This is a genomic window from Janthinobacterium sp. GW456P, assembly GCF_002127655.1.
In the GTDB taxonomy this organism is placed as follows: Bacteria; Pseudomonadota; Gammaproteobacteria; order Burkholderiales; family Burkholderiaceae_D; genus Janthinobacterium.
Genome location: NZ_NEHB01000019.1, coordinates 78,684 through 95,539, shown reverse-complemented (window position 1 = coordinate 95,539; position 16,856 = coordinate 78,684). Strand labels below are relative to the sequence as shown.

The window sequence follows — 16,856 nt, the reverse complement described above, 5'->3', positions numbered from 1 at the left end:
CGCTTGAGAAAACCGTCGCGAGCGGCAGTGATTTGTGGCTAAGAAGCGCAACCGTACTTTAGTACGGTGAGCATCGCAGGCCGCAAAGCACGACGCGCAGCAGGTTTTATCATGCGCGCACATTCGCGATACCGAACGGGACATGCACCATCGGGATGGTGCCGCCCGCCGATTTCAGGTGGCTCAACTGGTCGTCGAAGAAGATATGCGGCTTGAACACGGACAGCACGCGCGATTTGTCCATGCCGCCGAGGAAAAACGTCTCGTCGGCCGCCACGCCCCAGCTTTTCAGGGTCGTCACGACCCGTTCGTGCGAAGGCGCGTTGCGCGCCGTGATGATGGCGATGCGCAGGATCTTTTTATAACCGGGGTCGCGCCGCTGCGCCTTTTCCTCCAGGCGCTGCATGGTGGCCAGCTTCTGGAACAGGTCGGCCAGCGGGCCGGGACGGTGCGGCGTGCCCACGTTCAGGGTTTCATGGGCGTGGAATTCATCGACGTCATTGTTGCGCTTGAACACGGTTTCCGCTTCGTCGTCGGCGATCACGCCGTCGAAATCGAAGGCCACGCGCAGTTCCTCGTCATTTTCATCGTCTTCCGTGCGCGACGGCAGCACCAGACCGGCCGGATAGTCGCAGGCCAGCGCGCTGCGCACGTCGTCCTCGTTCGCGCTGAGGAAGAGCGAGGCGTTGAAGGCGGGCAGGTAAGGATAGGGCGACTTGCCCGTCATGAAGGCGGCGCGCGAGATATCCAGGCCGTAGTGGGCGATGGAATGCATGACGCGCAAGCCCGTTTCCGGCGAATTGCGCGAAAACAGCACCACTTCCACGGGCGACTGGCGCGGATAGTGCTTGTTGATGTTCAGGAAGCGGCGAATGAAGGGGAAGGCCACGCCGCGCGGCAGGACCGTGTCGATATGGGCTTCCTGGTATTTGCGGTATTCCTCGGGGCCGCTGTCGAGGTAGACCTGGTGCGATTCGGCCAGGTCGAACAGGGCGCTGGAAGCGACCCCGATCACCAGTTTGTGTTCGATAGGATAAGCCATGGTCTGCCTGTTGTTTGCTTGTTACTCATCTTAAACGACTATCAACTGCGTAGCCAATAGGGGCGCGCGAGGATTTTTCCCTCTTAAAGCATGACATTGCGGCAATTCGGGCGACTTCTGTACAAGGCACGCCACAGTAAAGAAAGAAATATTGTCTTGTATCAAGTATGCAGCAGCCAGTGAGCGTATTTTCCACTATGCTTGCACTTATGAATTCTCGCCAATTGTAACGAAGCGTACGCCCCAACCCCGCCACCTTTATACAAGCGTCAGCCGTTCTACCCGAACATGCCAGCCTCAACCTTGCCAGCAGCAGTTTTGACTAATAAAGGACCTAGCCATGTTTAAGAATTTACTGATCAAATGGAAGTTGGCGACCCTTGTCGCCGTGATGATGGCGGCCCTGCTGGTGGTCGGCGTCTGCGGCTACACGGGCATCGCCACCGTGGGCGGTGCCGTCAATGAGATCGGCGTGGTGCGCCTGCCGTCGATCCAGGGCCTGATGATGATCAGCGAAGGCCAGACGGCCGTTGCCGCCGCCACCCTGACGGCCGCCATCTATGAAAACAATTACCAGGCACAGGACAAGTTCGCGGAAGCGCTGCAGCTGCGCACCAAGGCCTGGAGCAATATCGAGGCAGGCCGCAAGCTGTACGAGCCGCTGCCGCAAACCCCCGAGGAAGCGGTACTGTGGAAGCGCTTCCTGGAGGAATGGGCCGCCTGGAAGGGCGATGACGACAAGGTGCGCGCCATCCTGCGCCAGCTGGCCGACAACCGCGACGAGCCGCGGCAGAAAGAGCTGTTCGTGGCGTTCTACAAGCAGTATCAGGATTCGCGCGCGCTGTTCGGCAAGGCCGAAGGCACGCTCAACGAGATCATCAAGCTCAATAACGGCGTGGCCGATGCCAGCGTCAAGGAAGGCAGCGCCGCCGTGATCCGCTCGGAAAGCCTGATGGTCATCCTCGGCTTGCTGGCTTCCGCGCTGGGCATCGGCTGCGCCGCCTACATCACGCGGGCCATCACGCAGCCGATCAATTCGGCCGTGAAAGTGGCGCAAACGGTGGCCTCAGGCGACCTGACCAGCCATATCGAGGTGCGCACGACAGAAGAAACGGGCCAGCTGCTGCAGGCGCTCAAAGATATGAATTCCAGCCTGGTCAGCATCGTCGGCCAGGTGCGCAGCGGCACGGAGACGATTGCCACGGCGTCGTCGGAAATTGCCAGCGGCAACCTGGACCTGTCCTCGCGCACGGAAGAGCAGGCCAGTTCGCTGGAAGAGACGGCGTCATCGATGGAAGAGCTGACGTCGACCGTGCGGCAGAACGCCGACAATGCCCAGCAAGCGAATCAGCTGGCGCTGAGCGCCTCGGGCGTGGCGGTGAAGGGCGGCGCCGTGGTGGGCAAGGTGGTCGAAACCATGGACGCCATCAACGACTCGTCGCGCAAGATCGTCGACATCATTTCCGTCATCGACGGCATCGCCTTCCAGACGAATATCCTGGCCCTGAATGCGGCCGTGGAAGCGGCGCGCGCGGGCGAGCAGGGCCGCGGTTTCGCCGTCGTCGCCACGGAAGTACGCAACCTGGCGCAACGTTCGGCGGCGGCGGCCAAGGAAATCAAGACCCTGATCGGCGACTCCGTCGTGGCCGTCGACACGGGCAGCAAGCTGGTGGCCGAGGCGGGCAGCACGATGGCCGAAATCGTCTCCAGCGTGCAGCGCGTCACGGACATCATGGCGGAGATCAGCCTGGCGACGCAGGAGCAAAGCTCGGGCATCGACCAGATCAACCAGGCCATCGGCCAGATGGACCAGGTGACGCAGCAAAACGCGGCCCTGGTGGAAGAGGCGGCCGCCGCGGCCGAATCGCTGCAGGAGCAATCTGGCCAGCTGGCCGAGGTGGTCAGCGTCTTCAAGCTCGATGGCGTACAGGCGCCGGTCGCGCGCGCCGCGGTGGCCAGCGCCGCGCCCAAGCGTCCCGCACCGGCGCCGGCATCGCCTCCCGCATCACGCCCCAACCCGGGCCGCCCGGCCTTGCGCGCCGTGCCGTCCCAGCGCCAGAGCGCACCGCGCGACGACGAGTGGGAAGTGTTCTGACGGATTGACGGCGCCACGATGCGCTGACCGGACGGCCGCCCTGTGCGGCCGTTTTTGCATGTGCGCACAAGCGCGCACTGCGGTTACTACTTACCAAAAAAACAGCGTTATAAAAATAGCTGTTTTGTCATCTAAGCAAATCTTTTCAAAACTTAACGCGACATTGCTTGTGAGATAACTCACACTGCCTGCCGTACCACCCTTGTTCCCGCCTCGGCCACATCCCGGCTGACCCCTCCGCCTGCTGCGTCCAGCCATTCGTGGCAGGCGGCAGCCATTGCCGTCAGCCTTGCATGCGAGCCCGGCGCGGTGACCGATGCACCACATTGAAGGATGCGAATAAAGATGGCAAATATGAAAATCGGCACGCGCCTGCGCTGCTCCTTTGCGTTGTTGACCTTGCTGCTGCTGGCGACTGCCGCGCTGGGCATGTTGCGCCTGTCCAGCCTGGAGCTGCGCATGCGCGACGTGATCGATGACAAATATCCGAAAACCGTGCTGGCCAACGACATCATCAAGAATGTCAACATCATCGCGCGCTCCTCGCGCAACCTGCTGCTGATGACGGAGCCGCAGCAACTGGCGCAGGAGCGCGCGAGCATCGCCAAGGCGGGCGCGGAGACGGAGCAGCGCCTGGCGCAGCTCGAACGCATCGTGCTGTCGCAGCAGGGACGCGCGCTGATGGCGGCCGTGACGCAGGCGCGCACCACCTTCAACGAGGGCCGCGACAGGGTGCTGGCCCTGCTCGAGGCCGATGCGCGCGACGAGGCGGCGGAGCTGATGCTGGGTATCGTGCGCAACGACCAGCTGCGCTACATGGCGGCGCTGGAAACCTTGATCACATACCAGCACGACCGCATGGAAGAGGCGGGCGCCCAGGTGCACGCAGAATATCTGTCGGCGCGCACCATGATGCTGGCGCTGAGCGCCCTGGCCATCGGCTTCTCGCTGGTGACGGCATGGCTGGTCACGCGCAGCATCGTCCATCCGTTGCGCCATGCATTGACCGTGGCGCAGACCGTGGCCGCCGGCGACCTGACATCGACCTTCGGCCGCCACGGCGGCGATGAAACGGGCAAGCTGCTCGACGCGCTGTGCATCATGAACGGCAACCTGCTCGAGATCGTGCAGCGGGTACGCAGCGGCACCGACACCATCGCCACGGCCTCGTCGCAGATCGCGGCCGGCAATAGCGACCTGTCGTCGCGCACCGAGGAGCAGGCCAGTTCGCTCGAACAGACCGCGTCGGCCATGGAGGAGCTCAGCTCCACCGTGCAGCAGAACGCGGACAATGCCCGCCATGCCAGCATCCTGGCTGTCGAGGCGGCGAACATCGCCGGCGCCGGCGGGCAAGCCGTGGGCCAGGTGATCCACACCATGGACGCCATCAGCGCGTCGTCGGCGCAGATTGCCGACATCATCGGCGTGATCGACATGCTGGCCTTCCAGACGAATATCCTGGCCCTGAACGCGGCCGTGGAAGCGGCGCGCGCGGGCGAGCAGGGGCGCGGCTTTGCCGTCGTGGCAACGGAAGTGCGCAGCCTGGCGCAGCGCAGCGCGGCGGCGGCGCGCGATATCCGCGCCCTGATCGCCAATTCCACCCAGCAGGTCGACGCGGGCGCGGCCCTGGTCGCACAGGCCGGCGCCACCATGCGGGAAGTGGTGGCGGCCGTGGGGCGCGTGAGCCAGATGGTGGCCGACATCACGGCTGCCAGCGCCGAGCAAAGCACGGGCATCGGCCAGGTCAGCCAGGCCGTCGTGCAGATGGACGAAGTGACGCAGCAGAACGCCGCCCTGGTGGAGGAGGCTGCGGCCGCGTCGCAATCGCTGGAAGGCGAGGCGGCGAACCTGCTGCAGGTGGTCAGCGTGTTTCGCCTGCAGCAGGGGCCGGCGCACGCCTTGCCGCGCCGGAGCGCGCCGGCCGTGCCGCGCCTGCTGGCCTAGTGGCGCGCCTGGCAAGGTTCTGGCACGGCCCGCGCGCGCGGGCGCTGCTGTGCGCTGCGCTGGCCGTCTGCCTGCCGTTGGGCATCTGGCTGGACGATGCGCAGCCGCGTCACGTGGCGCTGGCGGGACTGGCGGCGCTGGCGCCGGGCTGCGCCATGCTGTGGCGGGGGGTGAAAGGGGGGGGGGGGACGCGCCTNCGCTGAATGCGCGCGGCGGCACGCGCATGGCGTCGGCGCGCAGCCGGGAGCTGCGGGCGCGCCTGGACAGCGCCATCGGCGATGGCGAATTCTGTTTTCACTACCAGGGCAAGTTTGATACGGCGCAACTGCGTCTGGTGGGCCTGGAAGCGCTGCTGCGCTGGGACCACCCGCGCCACGGCCTGATCTACCCGAATGCATTCATCGGCATGGCCGAGCAGACTGACGCCATCGTCGCGCTGGGCAACTGGGGGATCGATGCCGCCTGCCGCCAGCTGGCGCAGTGGCGCGCGGCGGGCCTGCCCTTGGTGCCTGTCGCGGTGAATGTCTCGGCGCGCCAGCTGTGCCAGGCGCACTTGCCGGACTTCGTGCTGCGCTGCCTGCGGCGGCACGCCATCGCGCCTGGCCTGCTGGAGCTGGAAGTGACGGAAAGCTGCTGCATCGACGACATGGCGCAGGCGACGCAGGTCTTGCGCCGGCTGCGCGCGCTGGGCCTGGCCATTTCGCTCGATGACTATGGCACCGGCCATGCGGGGCTCAGCCATGTCAGGATGCTGCCGATTCACACCATCAAGATCGACCGCTGCTTCATCCGCGACCTGGGCAGCGCAGATAGTGACACTGTGATCGTCGCCTCGACCATTGCGCTGGCGCGCGGCCTGGGCTTGCAGGTGCTGGCCGAAGGCGTGGAAAACGGCGAGCAGCTGGCGCGGCTGCGGCGGCTGGGCTGTCCCCAGGTGCAGGGCTTTTACCTGCACCGCCCGGCGTCCGCGGCCGACGTGGCCGCACTGCTGGCCGACGGCGCGCCGGCCGGCCTTGTAACAGTGCCGAAACATGGCGCCATGCGGCCTGGCGTGGATGCTCAGTAAAATATGGCCACTGCAAGCCGCATGCTTTAACACTTCTCCCCCACGCAAGAATGATAAACAGTCCCGTCCCGGCCTATGTCTTCGGCCCGTTTCGCCTTTTGCCGCTAGAACGCGTGCTGTTCGAGGGCGATCGCGCGCTGCGCCTGGGCAGCCGGGCCATGGACTTGCTGCTGGCCCTGCTGGAGCGCGCCGGCGACATCGTCGACAAGCATGAACTGGTAGCCATCGTCTGGCCCAATGCCGTGGTCGACGACGCGACCTTGCGCGTGCACCTGGCGGCGCTGCGCAAGGCGCTCGGCGATGGCCGCGATGGCCAGCGCTACATCACCACCATTCCCGGGCGCGGCTATGGCTTCCTGGCGCCGCTGGCGCACACGGGCCAGCCGGCGCCCGGAACGGCGGGCGTCGAGCCGCGGCACAACCTGCCCGTCATGCTGACGCGCATGCTGGGCCGCGCCGAGGCGCTGCAAACGATGGCCAACCAGCTGCTGCAATTGCGCCTGCTGTGCATTGCCGGTCCAGGTGGCATCGGCAAGACCACGCTGGCTGTCGTCCTGGCCACGCGCGTGCTGCGCCGCTATGCCGATGGCGTGTGTTTCGTCGATCTGGCGCCGCTGGACGAGGCCCGCCTGGTGCCGCTGGCGCTGGCCACGGCGCTGGGGGTGGCGGTGCCGGCCGGCGACGCCATGCCGGTCCTGTTGGCCTACCTGCGCCCGCGCCACATGCTGATCGTGCTCGATAACTGCGAGCACGTGATCGGCGCGGCCGCCATGCTGGCCGACGCCTTGCTCAAGGGCGCGCCCTTGCTGCACGTGCTGGCCACCAGCCGCGAGCCGCTGCGCATCACCAGCGAGCAGCTGCAGCGCCTGCCCGCGCTGGAATTGCCTCCGGCCGATGCCGCGCCCGATGCGGCGGCAGCCCGGCATTTCGCCGCGGTGCAGCTGTTTTGCGAACGCTGCGCGGCCGTCGACGATGCTTTCGTGCTGGCCGACGCCGATGTGCCCGTGGTGGTGGATATTTGCCGGCGGCTCGACGGCATCCCGCTGGCGCTGGAGCTGGCGGCCGGGCGCATCGGCCATTTCGGCTTGCATGAATTGCGCCGCCAGCTCGACGACCGCTTTCGCTTGCTCACGCGCGGGGCGCGCAACATGCCCTTGCGGCACCAGACCCTGCGCGCCACCCTGGACTGGAGCTACTGCCTGCTCGACGCGCAAGAGCGCAAGGTGCTGCAGGCGTTGAGCGTGTTCAAGAGCCGCTTCCGCCTGGAGTCGGCCAGCGCCGTGGCGGGTTGCGACGTGTTCGACACGCTGGCCGATCTGGCGGCCAAGTCCCTCGTCAGCATCGAATTTTGCTGCCAGCACGTGTATTACCGGCTGCTCGACACCACGCGCGCCTATGCCGCCGCGCAGCTGGCCGCGGGCGGGGACGCCAGCGCCGTGCTGCGGCGCCATGCGCGCCATTGCCTGGGCCTGGCCGGACGCATCGCCGCCGACTGGGAGGGCATGCCGCCGGCCCACTGGAGCGCGCGCTACGGCCGCCATGTGGATGACCTGCGCGCCGCCATCGACTGGGCCTTCGGCGAGGAGGGCGACGTGGCGCTGGGCGTGGCTCTGACCCTGGCCGCGCAACCCCTGTTCTATCAGCTGTCGCTGATGGATGAATACCGCGTGCGCGTCGAGCGGGCGCTCGAGTGCATGGCCGCGCAGGCAGTGGATGACCCCGACAGCGAGATGCAGCTGCATGCTTCGCAGGCGCACCTGCTGCTGCATACGCAGGGCGTCACCGGCACCATGCTGCGTTCGTTCCAGCGCGGCTATGCGCTGGCCATGCGCACGGACGACGGCAGCCGCCGCTTTGATGCGATTTGCGGCATGTGGATCTGCAGCCTGCAGCTCGCCGATTTCCAGCGCGCCGACAGTTACGTGGCCCAGCTGGCCCTCCTGTGCGAGGCGCGCGACGACACGGCGATGCGACTGGTGCTGGCGCGCATGCGCTCGGCGGGCGAGTATTTGCGCGGACGCTACGCTGAGTCGGCGGCGCTGGCGCGCATGGTGCTCGCGCATCCCGAGGGCGCCGGGCAGCTTGGCTTCAACAATGCCTTGCTGGCCGATCACAAGGTTTGCCTGCGCGGCACGCTGGCGCGCTGCCTGTGGATGCAGGGCCGCCCCGACGACGCGCTGGTGCTGGCGCGCGAGGCGGTGACGGTGGGCTTCGAGCACAATGGCGTCACGCTGTGCGTGGCGCTGGCCATCAATGCCATTCCCGTCGCCCTGTGGTGCGGGCAGCGGGGACTGGCGCATGTATGGACTTGCCTGCTGTGCGAGCATGCGGCCCGCTATGGCTTGCTGTACTGGAGCGCCTGGGGCGCCGCCTACCAGCGCCTGCTCGACGCGGGCGATACGCTGACGGAATTTCCCTGGCCTTCCGTGCGCAGCTGGCCGATACAGATCGATTTGATGGCCACTCTGCACGACGCGGCCGCCGATAGCCAGGCGCTGCGGCGCGCGCGCACGGGCCTGGCGCCATGGAGCGCGCCGGAAGTGCTGCGCCGCGACGCGCACCATCGCTGGCGGGCGCTGGCGCAAGACGATGCGGCCGGCCTGGAAGCGGTGCGCGTGCAGCTCGAAGAAGCGCTGCAACTGGCCCGGGGCCAGCAGGCGCCGGGCTGGGAGCTGCGCTGCGCCACCAGCCTGGCGGCCGTGCTGCAGGCGCAAGGCTACGGCGCCGCCGCGCATGCCGTGCTGGCCCCGGTCCATGCCGGCTACCGGCAGGGGCGCGACACCACGGATGTGATGGCGGCAGCAGCTTTGCTGGCCCGGTTGCTGGCGCAGCTGGCTTGATGGCTATTCGTAGGCACCCAGCCGGCGCTGTTCATCCGGCGTGAAACTGGCGTCGCGCAACTGCTGCAGGGCTGCCGCATCCTGCGCGCCGCCGGGCAGGCTGGCCTGCTGCGCCTTCTGCGCCCGATACGCGATGATGCGCTGCTGCCACTGCGATTCCTCGCGGTCCAGTTCCGCCAGGCGCGCCGCCGCCGCCGGCGTGAAGGTGCCCGCGCGCAGGCGGTAGACTTCATTTTCGCCGCCGCCCTTGGCCCGCAACGCCTTCACCGATTCATCCAGCCTGGCCACCTGCAGCGGCGCGTCGCGCGCGGCGCGCTGGGCCGGTGACATTTTCCGGTCCAGCGCCGTCAGTTGCGCCTGGCGCTGGGCCTCGTCGAGCGTGGTGTCGCCGAGGATCGCCATGCGCGCCACGGCATCGTCGTCATACGCATCGCTGGCGCCGAACAGGCCCGCGCTTTCCTCGGGCGTAAAATAATTGCCGCGCAGGGCGCGCATCGCTTGCAGGCGCGCGCGCGCCGCCACGGCGGGATCGGCTTGCGCCGGCAAGGCTTGTTCCGCACCGGCCAGCGCCTGCTTGTAGGCCAGATAGGCACCCAGCAGGCGCTTCGCTTCGCGGGCGGGGACGGGCGCCAGGAGCCGGTCCAGTTCCGCCTCGATCTGGCTGCGGATGGCGGCCAGCGGCTTTTCACCGAGGCCCGCCAGGTAGTAGTCGAACAGGTGGCCCAGTTCCGCATCGACCACCAGCTTGTCGCCGGCGGCCGCCGTTACGTTGCCGTCGGGCCGCGTGCCTTCCATCGAGCGCACGAACGCGAACAGGTCCGGTTCCGCCTTCTCCGGCGGCGGGGCGGGCGGTTCGCCCGGCCGCAATGCCAGGTACAGGATCAGGACCGCCAGGCTGCCGCCGATGAGCCATCTCGCGTGCATGCGCTTCTCCTTACAGTCCCAGGCCTTGCAGGCGGTTGGCCTGCTGGCGGAAGACGGTGACGGGGTTGGTCTCGAACAGGTTGACGATGCCGACGAACTGGTTGACTTCATCGAGGTGGTTCATGGCGTAGTCGTCGCGGATCACCTTGCCCAGGTGGCTGGAGCAGCTGCTGACCAGGCCATCGTTCTTCGCGCCGCCGAAGGCCAGGCTGATGGCCGCCAGCGCCGGATCGCCCACGTCGAGCACATTCGTGTACGGCTGCGCGCCGCTCCACGAAAAGTAGTGCACGCCCTGCACCTGATAGGCGCCTTCGCCGCAGGCCGAGGTCGGTACGCCTTGCGGGTGGCGGCTGTTGAAGGCCAGCGAACCGGCCGTGGACAGCGAGGCGAGCGAGGCGCCCGCGTTTTGCGGCAAACCCTTGTTGCCCGACAAAATGCCGATCAGCGAGGCGAGCGCATTGCCCAGCGCGCCGCTGGTGTTGGGAATGGCGCCGCTGAGGATATCGGCCACCTTGGAACCCTTGTTGACGCCGGCCACGCTGGTGACGGAGGCCACCAGGTCGGGCCGCACGGAAGCGACATAGCGGGCCGTGGGGCCGCCGTGGCTGTGGCCGATCAAATTGACCTTCGCGGCCCCCGTGGCGGCGAGGATTTGCCGCACCTGCGACAGCAGCTGCTCGCCGCGCACTTCGGTGCTGTTGGCGGCCGAGACGGTGGTCACATACACTTGCGCGCCGCCGCTGCGCAGGGCGTCGGACACGCCATAAAAATAGTCGACGGGGCCCAGTTTGTCGAAGCCGAACAGGCCGTGCACGAGCACGATCGGGTACTTCGTTTGCGTGTAGCCGGCGGCGCCGGCGCTGCCGGGCAGGATGGCGAGGGTAAGCAGCAGGGTGGATAGCAGTTGCCAGAAGCGAGTCTTCATTTTGTCTCCGTTATTTGAATAAGATGGAAATGTCGATGCTGTAGCGATGAACCGGAAGCTCCTTTACATTCTATCGATGCATTAAATATAGCGAGCGCTCGGTTTTTTGAATGTAGCACCGCTGGATTGAAATTGCATTTGAATTACATGATGCAGCGCAATAACTGTGCGCATTTGGCGTTGCGTATGGCCCATTGCATAGTTGAAAAGTCAAATAGTTGTTTTCCTGAGCTATAATCGGCCCCGCATCCGCCGTCCCGCCGTCTTGCAGCGCCGCCCAGGTGCTGTCTTACATTGCTCATACACCGTTACTTGGGAATGCACTTGTCGACCCATTTTAATTTTGAACAGTTTCAGCAGATGACGCCTTTGAATGGCGAAAACATCTGGGAATATATTCTTGACCGCCACGCGGAGCGCATCGGCGTCAAACGCCGCAAGCCGGCGCTGGAAAATCTCGAACGCATCTTTGTCGCCACCTTCCGCCTGGCCAATGACGTGGGTTTCCGCGCCATGAGCTTGCGCGACCTGTGCCGCGAAACGGGGCTGTCGATGGGGGGCCTGTATGGCTACATCACCAGCAAGGATCAACTGGCCGAAATGATCGAGGACGTGGTGCGCCACGCCACGCAAGCCTTGCCGCTGCTGTTCGTTGACGTGAAGTCGCCGCTGGACCGCCTGGAGGCGATGATACGCTCGTCGATCTACCTGTCCGAAGTGCTGCAGCCGTGGTTTTATTTCGTCTTCATGGATTCGCGCGTCCTGCAGGTGGAGCAGCGCAGCATGGCGAAGAATTCGGAACTGTATGTGCAGACCCTGATCGCCGCCACCATCGCCGAAATCGAACCGAAGCCGCAGGGCGATCCCACCTTGCTGGCCGCCCACTGCCTGGCCCTGTTCCAGGACTGGTACGTGAAACGCTGGAAGTACCGCGCGGCGAAGGTCCATGTCGACGATTTCGCCGACAGCGTGGTCAGTACGGTGCGCGGGTATTTGAGCATGACCGCTGTGTAAACCTCGGCGGCACTTGTCGGCTTATGCCGTCCCGCCTGACCCGACCTGCGACTGGTGATTGATGCGGTAAGAGGTAGGTCGGATTAGCGTAGCGTAATCCGACAAGCTACCTGCGTCAGTTCGTCGTTTCCAACGGCAGCGTCTCCGGCAGCGCTGCCGGATCCGTCGGCGTCTCCGCCTCCATGTCCAGCGTCCGGATGCCATTCATGTCGATGAATTCATCGTACAGCCATTCGCCATCGACCTGGCTCAGACCCGCCGGCACGGCGCGCGTGATTTGCGGGCGCGTGGAGAGCGCCGTGCGCATGTAGTCGATCCAGATCGGCATGGCCAGGGTCGAACCGAATTCGCGTCCGCCCAGCGATTTGGGTTCGTCGTAGCCCATCCACGCCACCGCCACGATGCCGCCGCTGTAGCCGGCGAACCAGCCGTCGACGGCGTCGCTGGTGGTACCGGTCTTGCCGGCGATGTCGCTGCGGCCCAGTTTTTTCGTCGCCGCCGCGCCCGTGCCCGTGCGGGCCACTTCGCGCAGCATGCTGTCCATCACGAAGGCATTGCGCGGGTCCAGCGCCAGGGTCTTGTCGTCGTTCGGTGCGGGCGGCCTGGTTTGCATCAGTACAGTGCCCCTGGCGTCGACGATGCGGTCGATCAGGTATGGTTCCACCTGGTGGCCGCCATTGGCGAACAGGGCGTAGGCGCCCGCCATCTGCACGGGCGTGACGGAACCCGTGCCCAGCGCCATGGTCAGATTGCTGGGCTGGCGCTTTGGATCGAAACCGAATTTCTCCAGGAAGTCGTGCGTGTACGACACGCCCAGCGCGCGCAGGATGCGCACCGAGGCCACGTTCTTCGACTGCGCCAGCGCATAGCGCATGGTGATGGGGCCGTCGAACTTGAAGTCGTCATTCTGCGGCGCCCACACCTTGCCGCCCGCCTGCATTTCCAGTGGCACGTCGTTGATCAGGGTGGCCGGCGAAAAGCCTTTTTCCAGCGCCGCCGAATACACGAAGGGTTTCATGGCCGAACCGGGCTGGCGCCAGGCCTGCGTGACGTGGTTGAACTTTTGCAGGTTGTAGTCGAAGCCGCCCACCATGGCGTGGTAGGCGCCCGTGTCCGCGTCGAGCGAGACGAAGGCGGCGGCGACCAGCGGCACTTGCGTGATGGCCCAGTTGCCCTTGGCATCCTGGCTGATGCGGATCACGGCGCCCGGGCGCAGCCTGATGCCGGCGCTGGCCTTGGCGGACAGGGCCGGGGCGGCAAAGCGCAAGCCCTCGCCCGTGATGGCCTTGGCGTCGCCGTCGCCCGTGTCGGCCACCACCTTGCCGCTGGCTACTTCCGTGACGACGGCGGCGACCAGGCCGTCGCTGTCCGGGCGTTTTTGCAGCGCAGCATCGATGGCGTCGTCGCGCTGCTCGGGGTCGGCCGGCATGTCGATGAAGGTTTCCGGGCCGCGGTAGCCGTGGCGCTGGTCGTAGGCGATGACATTGCGGCGCGTCGAGGCGTAGGCCGCGTCCTGGTCCGCTTTCAGGATCGTCGTATAGACGCTGATGCCCTTGGTGTAGCTGTCTTCCTTGAATTGCGCATACACGGCCTGGCGCGCCAGTTCGGCCACGTATTCGGCGTGCGTGTCGAAACCCTGCTTGCCGCGCGTATTGATATGCAGCGGCTGCGCCAGCGCCTGCCGGTACTGGCCTTCGCTGATGTAATCGAGTTCGCGCATGCGTTTCAAGACCAGCTGCTGGCGCGCGTGCGCCTTTTTCGGATTGCTGATCGGGTTGTGGCGCGAGGGATTTTGCGGCAGGCCGGCCAGCATGGCCATTTCCGCGATCGACAATTCGTTCAGCGGCTTGCCGAAATACGTCTGCGCCGCGCTGGCGAAGCCGAACGAGCGCTGGCCCAGGTACATCTGGTTCATGTACAGCTCGAGAATCTGCTCTTTCGACAGGGCTGCCTCGATCTTCAGGGCCAGCATGATTTCATTGAGCTTGCGCGAGGCGACTTTTTCGCGCGTCAGGAAGAAGTTGCGCGCCACCTGCATGGTGATGGTGGAGCCGCCGCCGTGGCCGAAGCCATGGCGCAGGTTCGACAGCACGGCGCCGCCGGCGCGCACGAAGTCGATGCCGTGGTGTTCGTAGAAGCGGCTGTCCTCGATGGCCAGCAAGGCTTTCTTCATCATTTCCGGCACTTGCGCAATCGGCACGAAGTCGCGGTGCTCCTCGCCGAATTCGCCGATCAGCACATTGTCGGCCGTGTACACGCGCAGCGGGATCTTCGGCTGGTAGTCCGTGATGACGCCCAGTTCGGGCAGGCGGGGGCGCACGACCAGGAACAGGTAGGCGGCCAGCAGGATGGCGGCGGCCAGCGCGGCGCAGCCGGCGATGATGAAGCCGCGCACGGTGGCGCGGCGGGAAGGCCAGGGGAATCCGGATCGTTTGGCAGTCAAGGCAGTCTCGCGTGAGCGTGCAAGGCACGGTGGCAGCGATTATAGACCAATGCTGCGGCGCTTCCCGTGCGGGCAGGGCGGCGGGGTCGGCCTCCGGCAGCGGGAGCAAAAAACCTTTTCATCGAAACGCGGCTGTGCGATAGTCTCGGCTTCAAGCAAATAGCCCGGGCGTCAATCCGGGCTGTTTATTTTAAAAGATTAAGGATTTATTTATGGCAAAAGATGCAATGCCGGGCGCCGTGAAGCCGTATATTCCGGCCGATGCGAAACTGCCCGAGATGACCTTCCGCGCGCTGTTCATGGGCGTCATCCTGGGAATGGTCTTTGGCGCCTCCTCGCTGTACCTGGTGCTGAAGGTGGGCCTGACCGTCAGCGCCTCGATTCCCGTCGCCGTGATCGCCATCACCCTGTTCGGCCTGGCCAAGAAGGTGGGCGGCAAGGATTCGTCGATCCTGGAAAACAGCATCACGCAGACGGCCGGTTCGGCCGGCGAATCGCTGGCCTTCGGCCTGGGCGTGACCATGCCGGCCATTTTGATCCTCGGCTTCGACCTGGAAATCTCTAGAGTCATGCTGGTCGGTATCCTCGGCGGCCTGCTGGGCATCCTGATGATGATCCCCATGCGCCGCACCATGATCGTCGACCAGCACAAGGAACTCAAATTCCCCGAAGGCACGGCCTGCGCGGAAGTGCTCAAGGCGGCCGCCACGGAAGAATCGCGCATCGCCGCCGGCGAAAGCATCGAGAAGGATTCGGCTGCCGCGCTGGACGCCAAGCGCCGCGCCAAGATCATCTTCGGCGGTTTCGCCGTCGGCTTGCTGTACAAGGTATTCAATATCTCGTTCAAGGGCTGGAAGGATACGCCGGGCGTGGAATTTGCCGCGCCGCTCAAGGGCGGCTCCATTGGCGCCGAGATTTCGCCTGAATTGCTGGGCGTGGGCTACATCATCGGCCCGCGCATCGCCGCCACCATGGCGGCCGGCGGCGTGCTGTCGTATTTGCTGCTGATCCCGATGATCAAGTTCTTCGGCGACAGCCTGACCACCGTGCTGTCTCCGGGCACCAAGTTGATCAGCGAAATGGGCGCGGACGACGTGCGCAGCGCCTACGTGCTGTACATCGGCGCGGGCGCCGTGGCCGCCGGCGGCCTGATTTCGCTGGTGCGCGCCATGCCGATGATCTGGCGCAGCCTGTCGGCCGGCCTGAAAGGCATCGGCAAGGGCGTCAAGACCGATTCCACCCTGCGCACGGACCAGGATATCCCCCTGAAATGGGTCGTCATCGGCTGCCTGTCCATCATCGCCGTGATCACCTTCGCCACGCCGCTGCACATGAATTTCCTTGGCGCGCTGCTGATCCTCGTCTTCGGCTTCCTGTTCGCCACCGTCTCGTCGCGCCTGACGGGCGAAATCGGTTCCTCGTCGAACCCGATCTCCGGCATGGCCGTGGCCACCTTGCTGTTTACCTGCCTGATCTTCCTGATCATGGGCTGGACGGGCGGGCGTTACTATGTGACGGCCCTGTCGGTGGGCGCCATCGTCTGCATCGCCGCCAGCAATGCGGGCACCACCTCGCAAGACTTGAAAACCGGCTACCTGGTGGGCGCCACGCCGCGTCTGCAGCAGTACGCGATTTTGGCGGGCGCGCTGTCGTCCGCGCTGATCCTCGGCCCGATTTTGCTGAAACTGAACGAGGCGAGCACCGTCTACGTGCCGGCCGCGCAAGTGGCGCCGGGCCTGACGGTCGATGCGTCGAAGCTGACGGTGACGGGCGAGCTGCATGGCCCGCAAGCCGACACCGACCACAATACGTATAAAGTCTGGCAAAAGATCGATACCGTGGGCGGCCCGGCCGGCAAATATTTTGTGAAGGAAGATGGGCAACTCGCCTACCTGGTCGATCCGGGCATCAATGGCCAGTACAACAAGCGTCCGGACGGTTCGGAAGTGAAGAAATACGATGCGCCGAAGGCCGTGCTGATGTCCTACATCATCAAGGGCATCCTCGACCAGCAGCTGCCGTGGACCCTGGTGCTGTTCGGCGTGATGATCGCCGTGGTGCTGGAAATGGCCGGCATCCCGTCGCTGGCGTTTTCGGTGGGCGTGTACCTGCCGCTGTCGTCCACCTTGCCGATCTTCGTCGGCGGCCTGGTGCGTTGGCTGGCAGACCGCCGCAACAACCAGCTGGAACACAACGCCAAGCTCAATGAAGAAGAGCGCCAGCTGGCGGGCGACCGCAGCTCGGGCGTGCTGCTGGCGTCCGGCTACATCGCCGGCGGCGCGCTGGCCGGCATCATCATCGCCATCACGGCCGGCGTGCTGACGCACTTCGACCAGATGATGGCCGACTGGGCCGAGCACGGCAACCCGTTCTACGCGGGCCTGCATTCGGACGCGCTGTCGCTGCTGCCGTATGCGGCCATCATCGTGCTGCTGTACGTCGTGGCGCGCGAGAAGAAGGTGCCGCAAGCCTAGCGCGCGACCGGCCTGCATTGCCAGCCAAAACCGCCCGGGTGATACCTGGCGGTTTTTTTTGCGCCGTGCAGGCTGCTGCAGCCAGTATT

General features: G+C 65.5%; 10 protein-coding genes. 6 read left to right on the top strand and 4 right to left on the bottom strand.

The window, feature by feature from the left end; genetic code table 11:
- Positions 1-109: 109 nt before the first annotated feature.
- Complete coding sequence (locus CBW66_RS18250; protein WP_086140789.1) at positions 110-1,042, bottom strand: 5'-nucleotidase; 933 nt, start codon at positions 1,040-1,042, stop codon at positions 110-112.
- 340 nt (positions 1,043-1,382) lie between these two features.
- Between CBW66_RS18250 and CBW66_RS18245 the strand changes: the two genes are divergently transcribed.
- The 4 genes from CBW66_RS18245 (at position 1,383) to CBW66_RS18225 (ending at position 8,987) form a co-directional block, all read left to right on the top strand.
- Positions 1,383-3,137 carry a methyl-accepting chemotaxis protein gene (locus CBW66_RS18245; protein WP_086140788.1) on the top strand — a complete coding sequence of 585 codons (1,755 nt, stop codon included), beginning with the start codon at positions 1,383-1,385 and terminating at the stop codon, positions 3,135-3,137.
- 345 nt (positions 3,138-3,482) lie between these two features.
- Positions 3,483-5,081, top strand: coding sequence for a methyl-accepting chemotaxis protein (locus tag CBW66_RS29705; protein WP_276206285.1), 1,599 nt, complete (start codon positions 3,483-3,485; stop codon positions 5,079-5,081).
- Between the two features lie 223 nt (positions 5,082-5,304).
- A complete protein-coding gene (locus CBW66_RS18230; protein ID WP_086153652.1) occupies positions 5,305-6,147 on the top strand; it encodes a bifunctional diguanylate cyclase/phosphodiesterase in 843 nt (280 codons plus the stop codon).
- Between the two features lie 50 nt (positions 6,148-6,197).
- Entirely contained in the window at positions 6,198-8,987 is a 2,790-nt protein-coding gene (locus CBW66_RS18225) for a winged helix-turn-helix domain-containing protein (protein ID WP_086140786.1), read from the top strand.
- A 3-nt stretch (positions 8,988-8,990) separates the two neighbouring features.
- Here CBW66_RS18225 and CBW66_RS18220 read toward each other — a convergent pair whose 3' ends face one another.
- Together CBW66_RS18220 and CBW66_RS18215 are read right to left on the bottom strand one after the other, a co-directional pair.
- A complete protein-coding gene (locus tag CBW66_RS18220) occupies positions 8,991-9,911 on the bottom strand; it encodes a lipase secretion chaperone (RefSeq protein ID WP_086140785.1) in 921 nt (306 codons plus the stop codon).
- Between the two features lie 10 nt (positions 9,912-9,921).
- The gene (locus CBW66_RS18215; protein WP_086140784.1) at positions 9,922-10,836 is read right to left on the bottom strand and encodes a triacylglycerol lipase; all 915 of its coding nucleotides are present in this window, start codon (positions 10,834-10,836) and stop codon (positions 9,922-9,924) included.
- Between the two features lie 360 nt (positions 10,837-11,196).
- On the opposite strand from CBW66_RS18215, the gene CBW66_RS18210 reads away from it, so the two are divergent.
- Positions 11,197-11,850, top strand: coding sequence for a TetR/AcrR family transcriptional regulator (locus CBW66_RS18210; RefSeq protein ID WP_230492286.1), 654 nt, complete (start codon positions 11,197-11,199; stop codon positions 11,848-11,850).
- A gap of 115 nt (positions 11,851-11,965) precedes the next feature.
- On the opposite strand, the gene CBW66_RS18205 is transcribed toward CBW66_RS18210, so the two are convergent.
- The gene (locus tag CBW66_RS18205; RefSeq protein WP_230492287.1) at positions 11,966-14,293 is read right to left on the bottom strand and encodes a penicillin-binding protein 1A; all 2,328 of its coding nucleotides are present in this window, start codon (positions 14,291-14,293) and stop codon (positions 11,966-11,968) included.
- Positions 14,294-14,505: 212 nt separating this feature from the next.
- Between CBW66_RS18205 and CBW66_RS18200 the strand changes: the two genes are divergently transcribed.
- Positions 14,506-16,767 (top strand): OPT family oligopeptide transporter, encoded by a 2,262-nt coding sequence (locus tag CBW66_RS18200; protein WP_230492288.1) that lies wholly within the window; start codon positions 14,506-14,508, stop codon positions 16,765-16,767.
- Positions 16,768-16,856: the final 89 nt, after the last annotated feature.

Excerpts from the sequence above, each read along its gene's own strand:
- CBW66_RS18210 (WP_230492286.1), top strand. The coding sequence starts at position 11,197 with ATGACGCCTTTGAATGGCGAAAACATCTGGGAATATATTCTTGACCGC.
- CBW66_RS18200 (WP_230492288.1), top strand. The coding sequence starts at position 14,506 with ATGGCAAAAGATGCAATGCCGGGCGCCGTGAAGCCGTATATTCCGGCC.
- CBW66_RS18245 (WP_086140788.1), top strand. The coding sequence starts at position 1,383 with ATGTTTAAGAATTTACTGATCAAATGGAAGTTGGCGACCCTTGTCGCC.
- CBW66_RS18220 (WP_086140785.1), bottom strand. The coding sequence starts at position 9,911 with ATGCACGCGAGATGGCTCATCGGCGGCAGCCTGGCGGTCCTGATCCTG.
- CBW66_RS18230 (WP_086153652.1), top strand. The coding sequence starts at position 5,305 with ATGGCGTCGGCGCGCAGCCGGGAGCTGCGGGCGCGCCTGGACAGCGCC.
- CBW66_RS18225 (WP_086140786.1), top strand. The coding sequence starts at position 6,198 with ATGATAAACAGTCCCGTCCCGGCCTATGTCTTCGGCCCGTTTCGCCTT.
- CBW66_RS29705 (WP_276206285.1), top strand. The coding sequence starts at position 3,483 with ATGGCAAATATGAAAATCGGCACGCGCCTGCGCTGCTCCTTTGCGTTG.
- CBW66_RS18250 (WP_086140789.1), bottom strand. The coding sequence starts at position 1,042 with ATGGCTTATCCTATCGAACACAAACTGGTGATCGGGGTCGCTTCCAGC.
- CBW66_RS18215 (WP_086140784.1), bottom strand. The coding sequence starts at position 10,836 with ATGAAGACTCGCTTCTGGCAACTGCTATCCACCCTGCTGCTTACCCTC.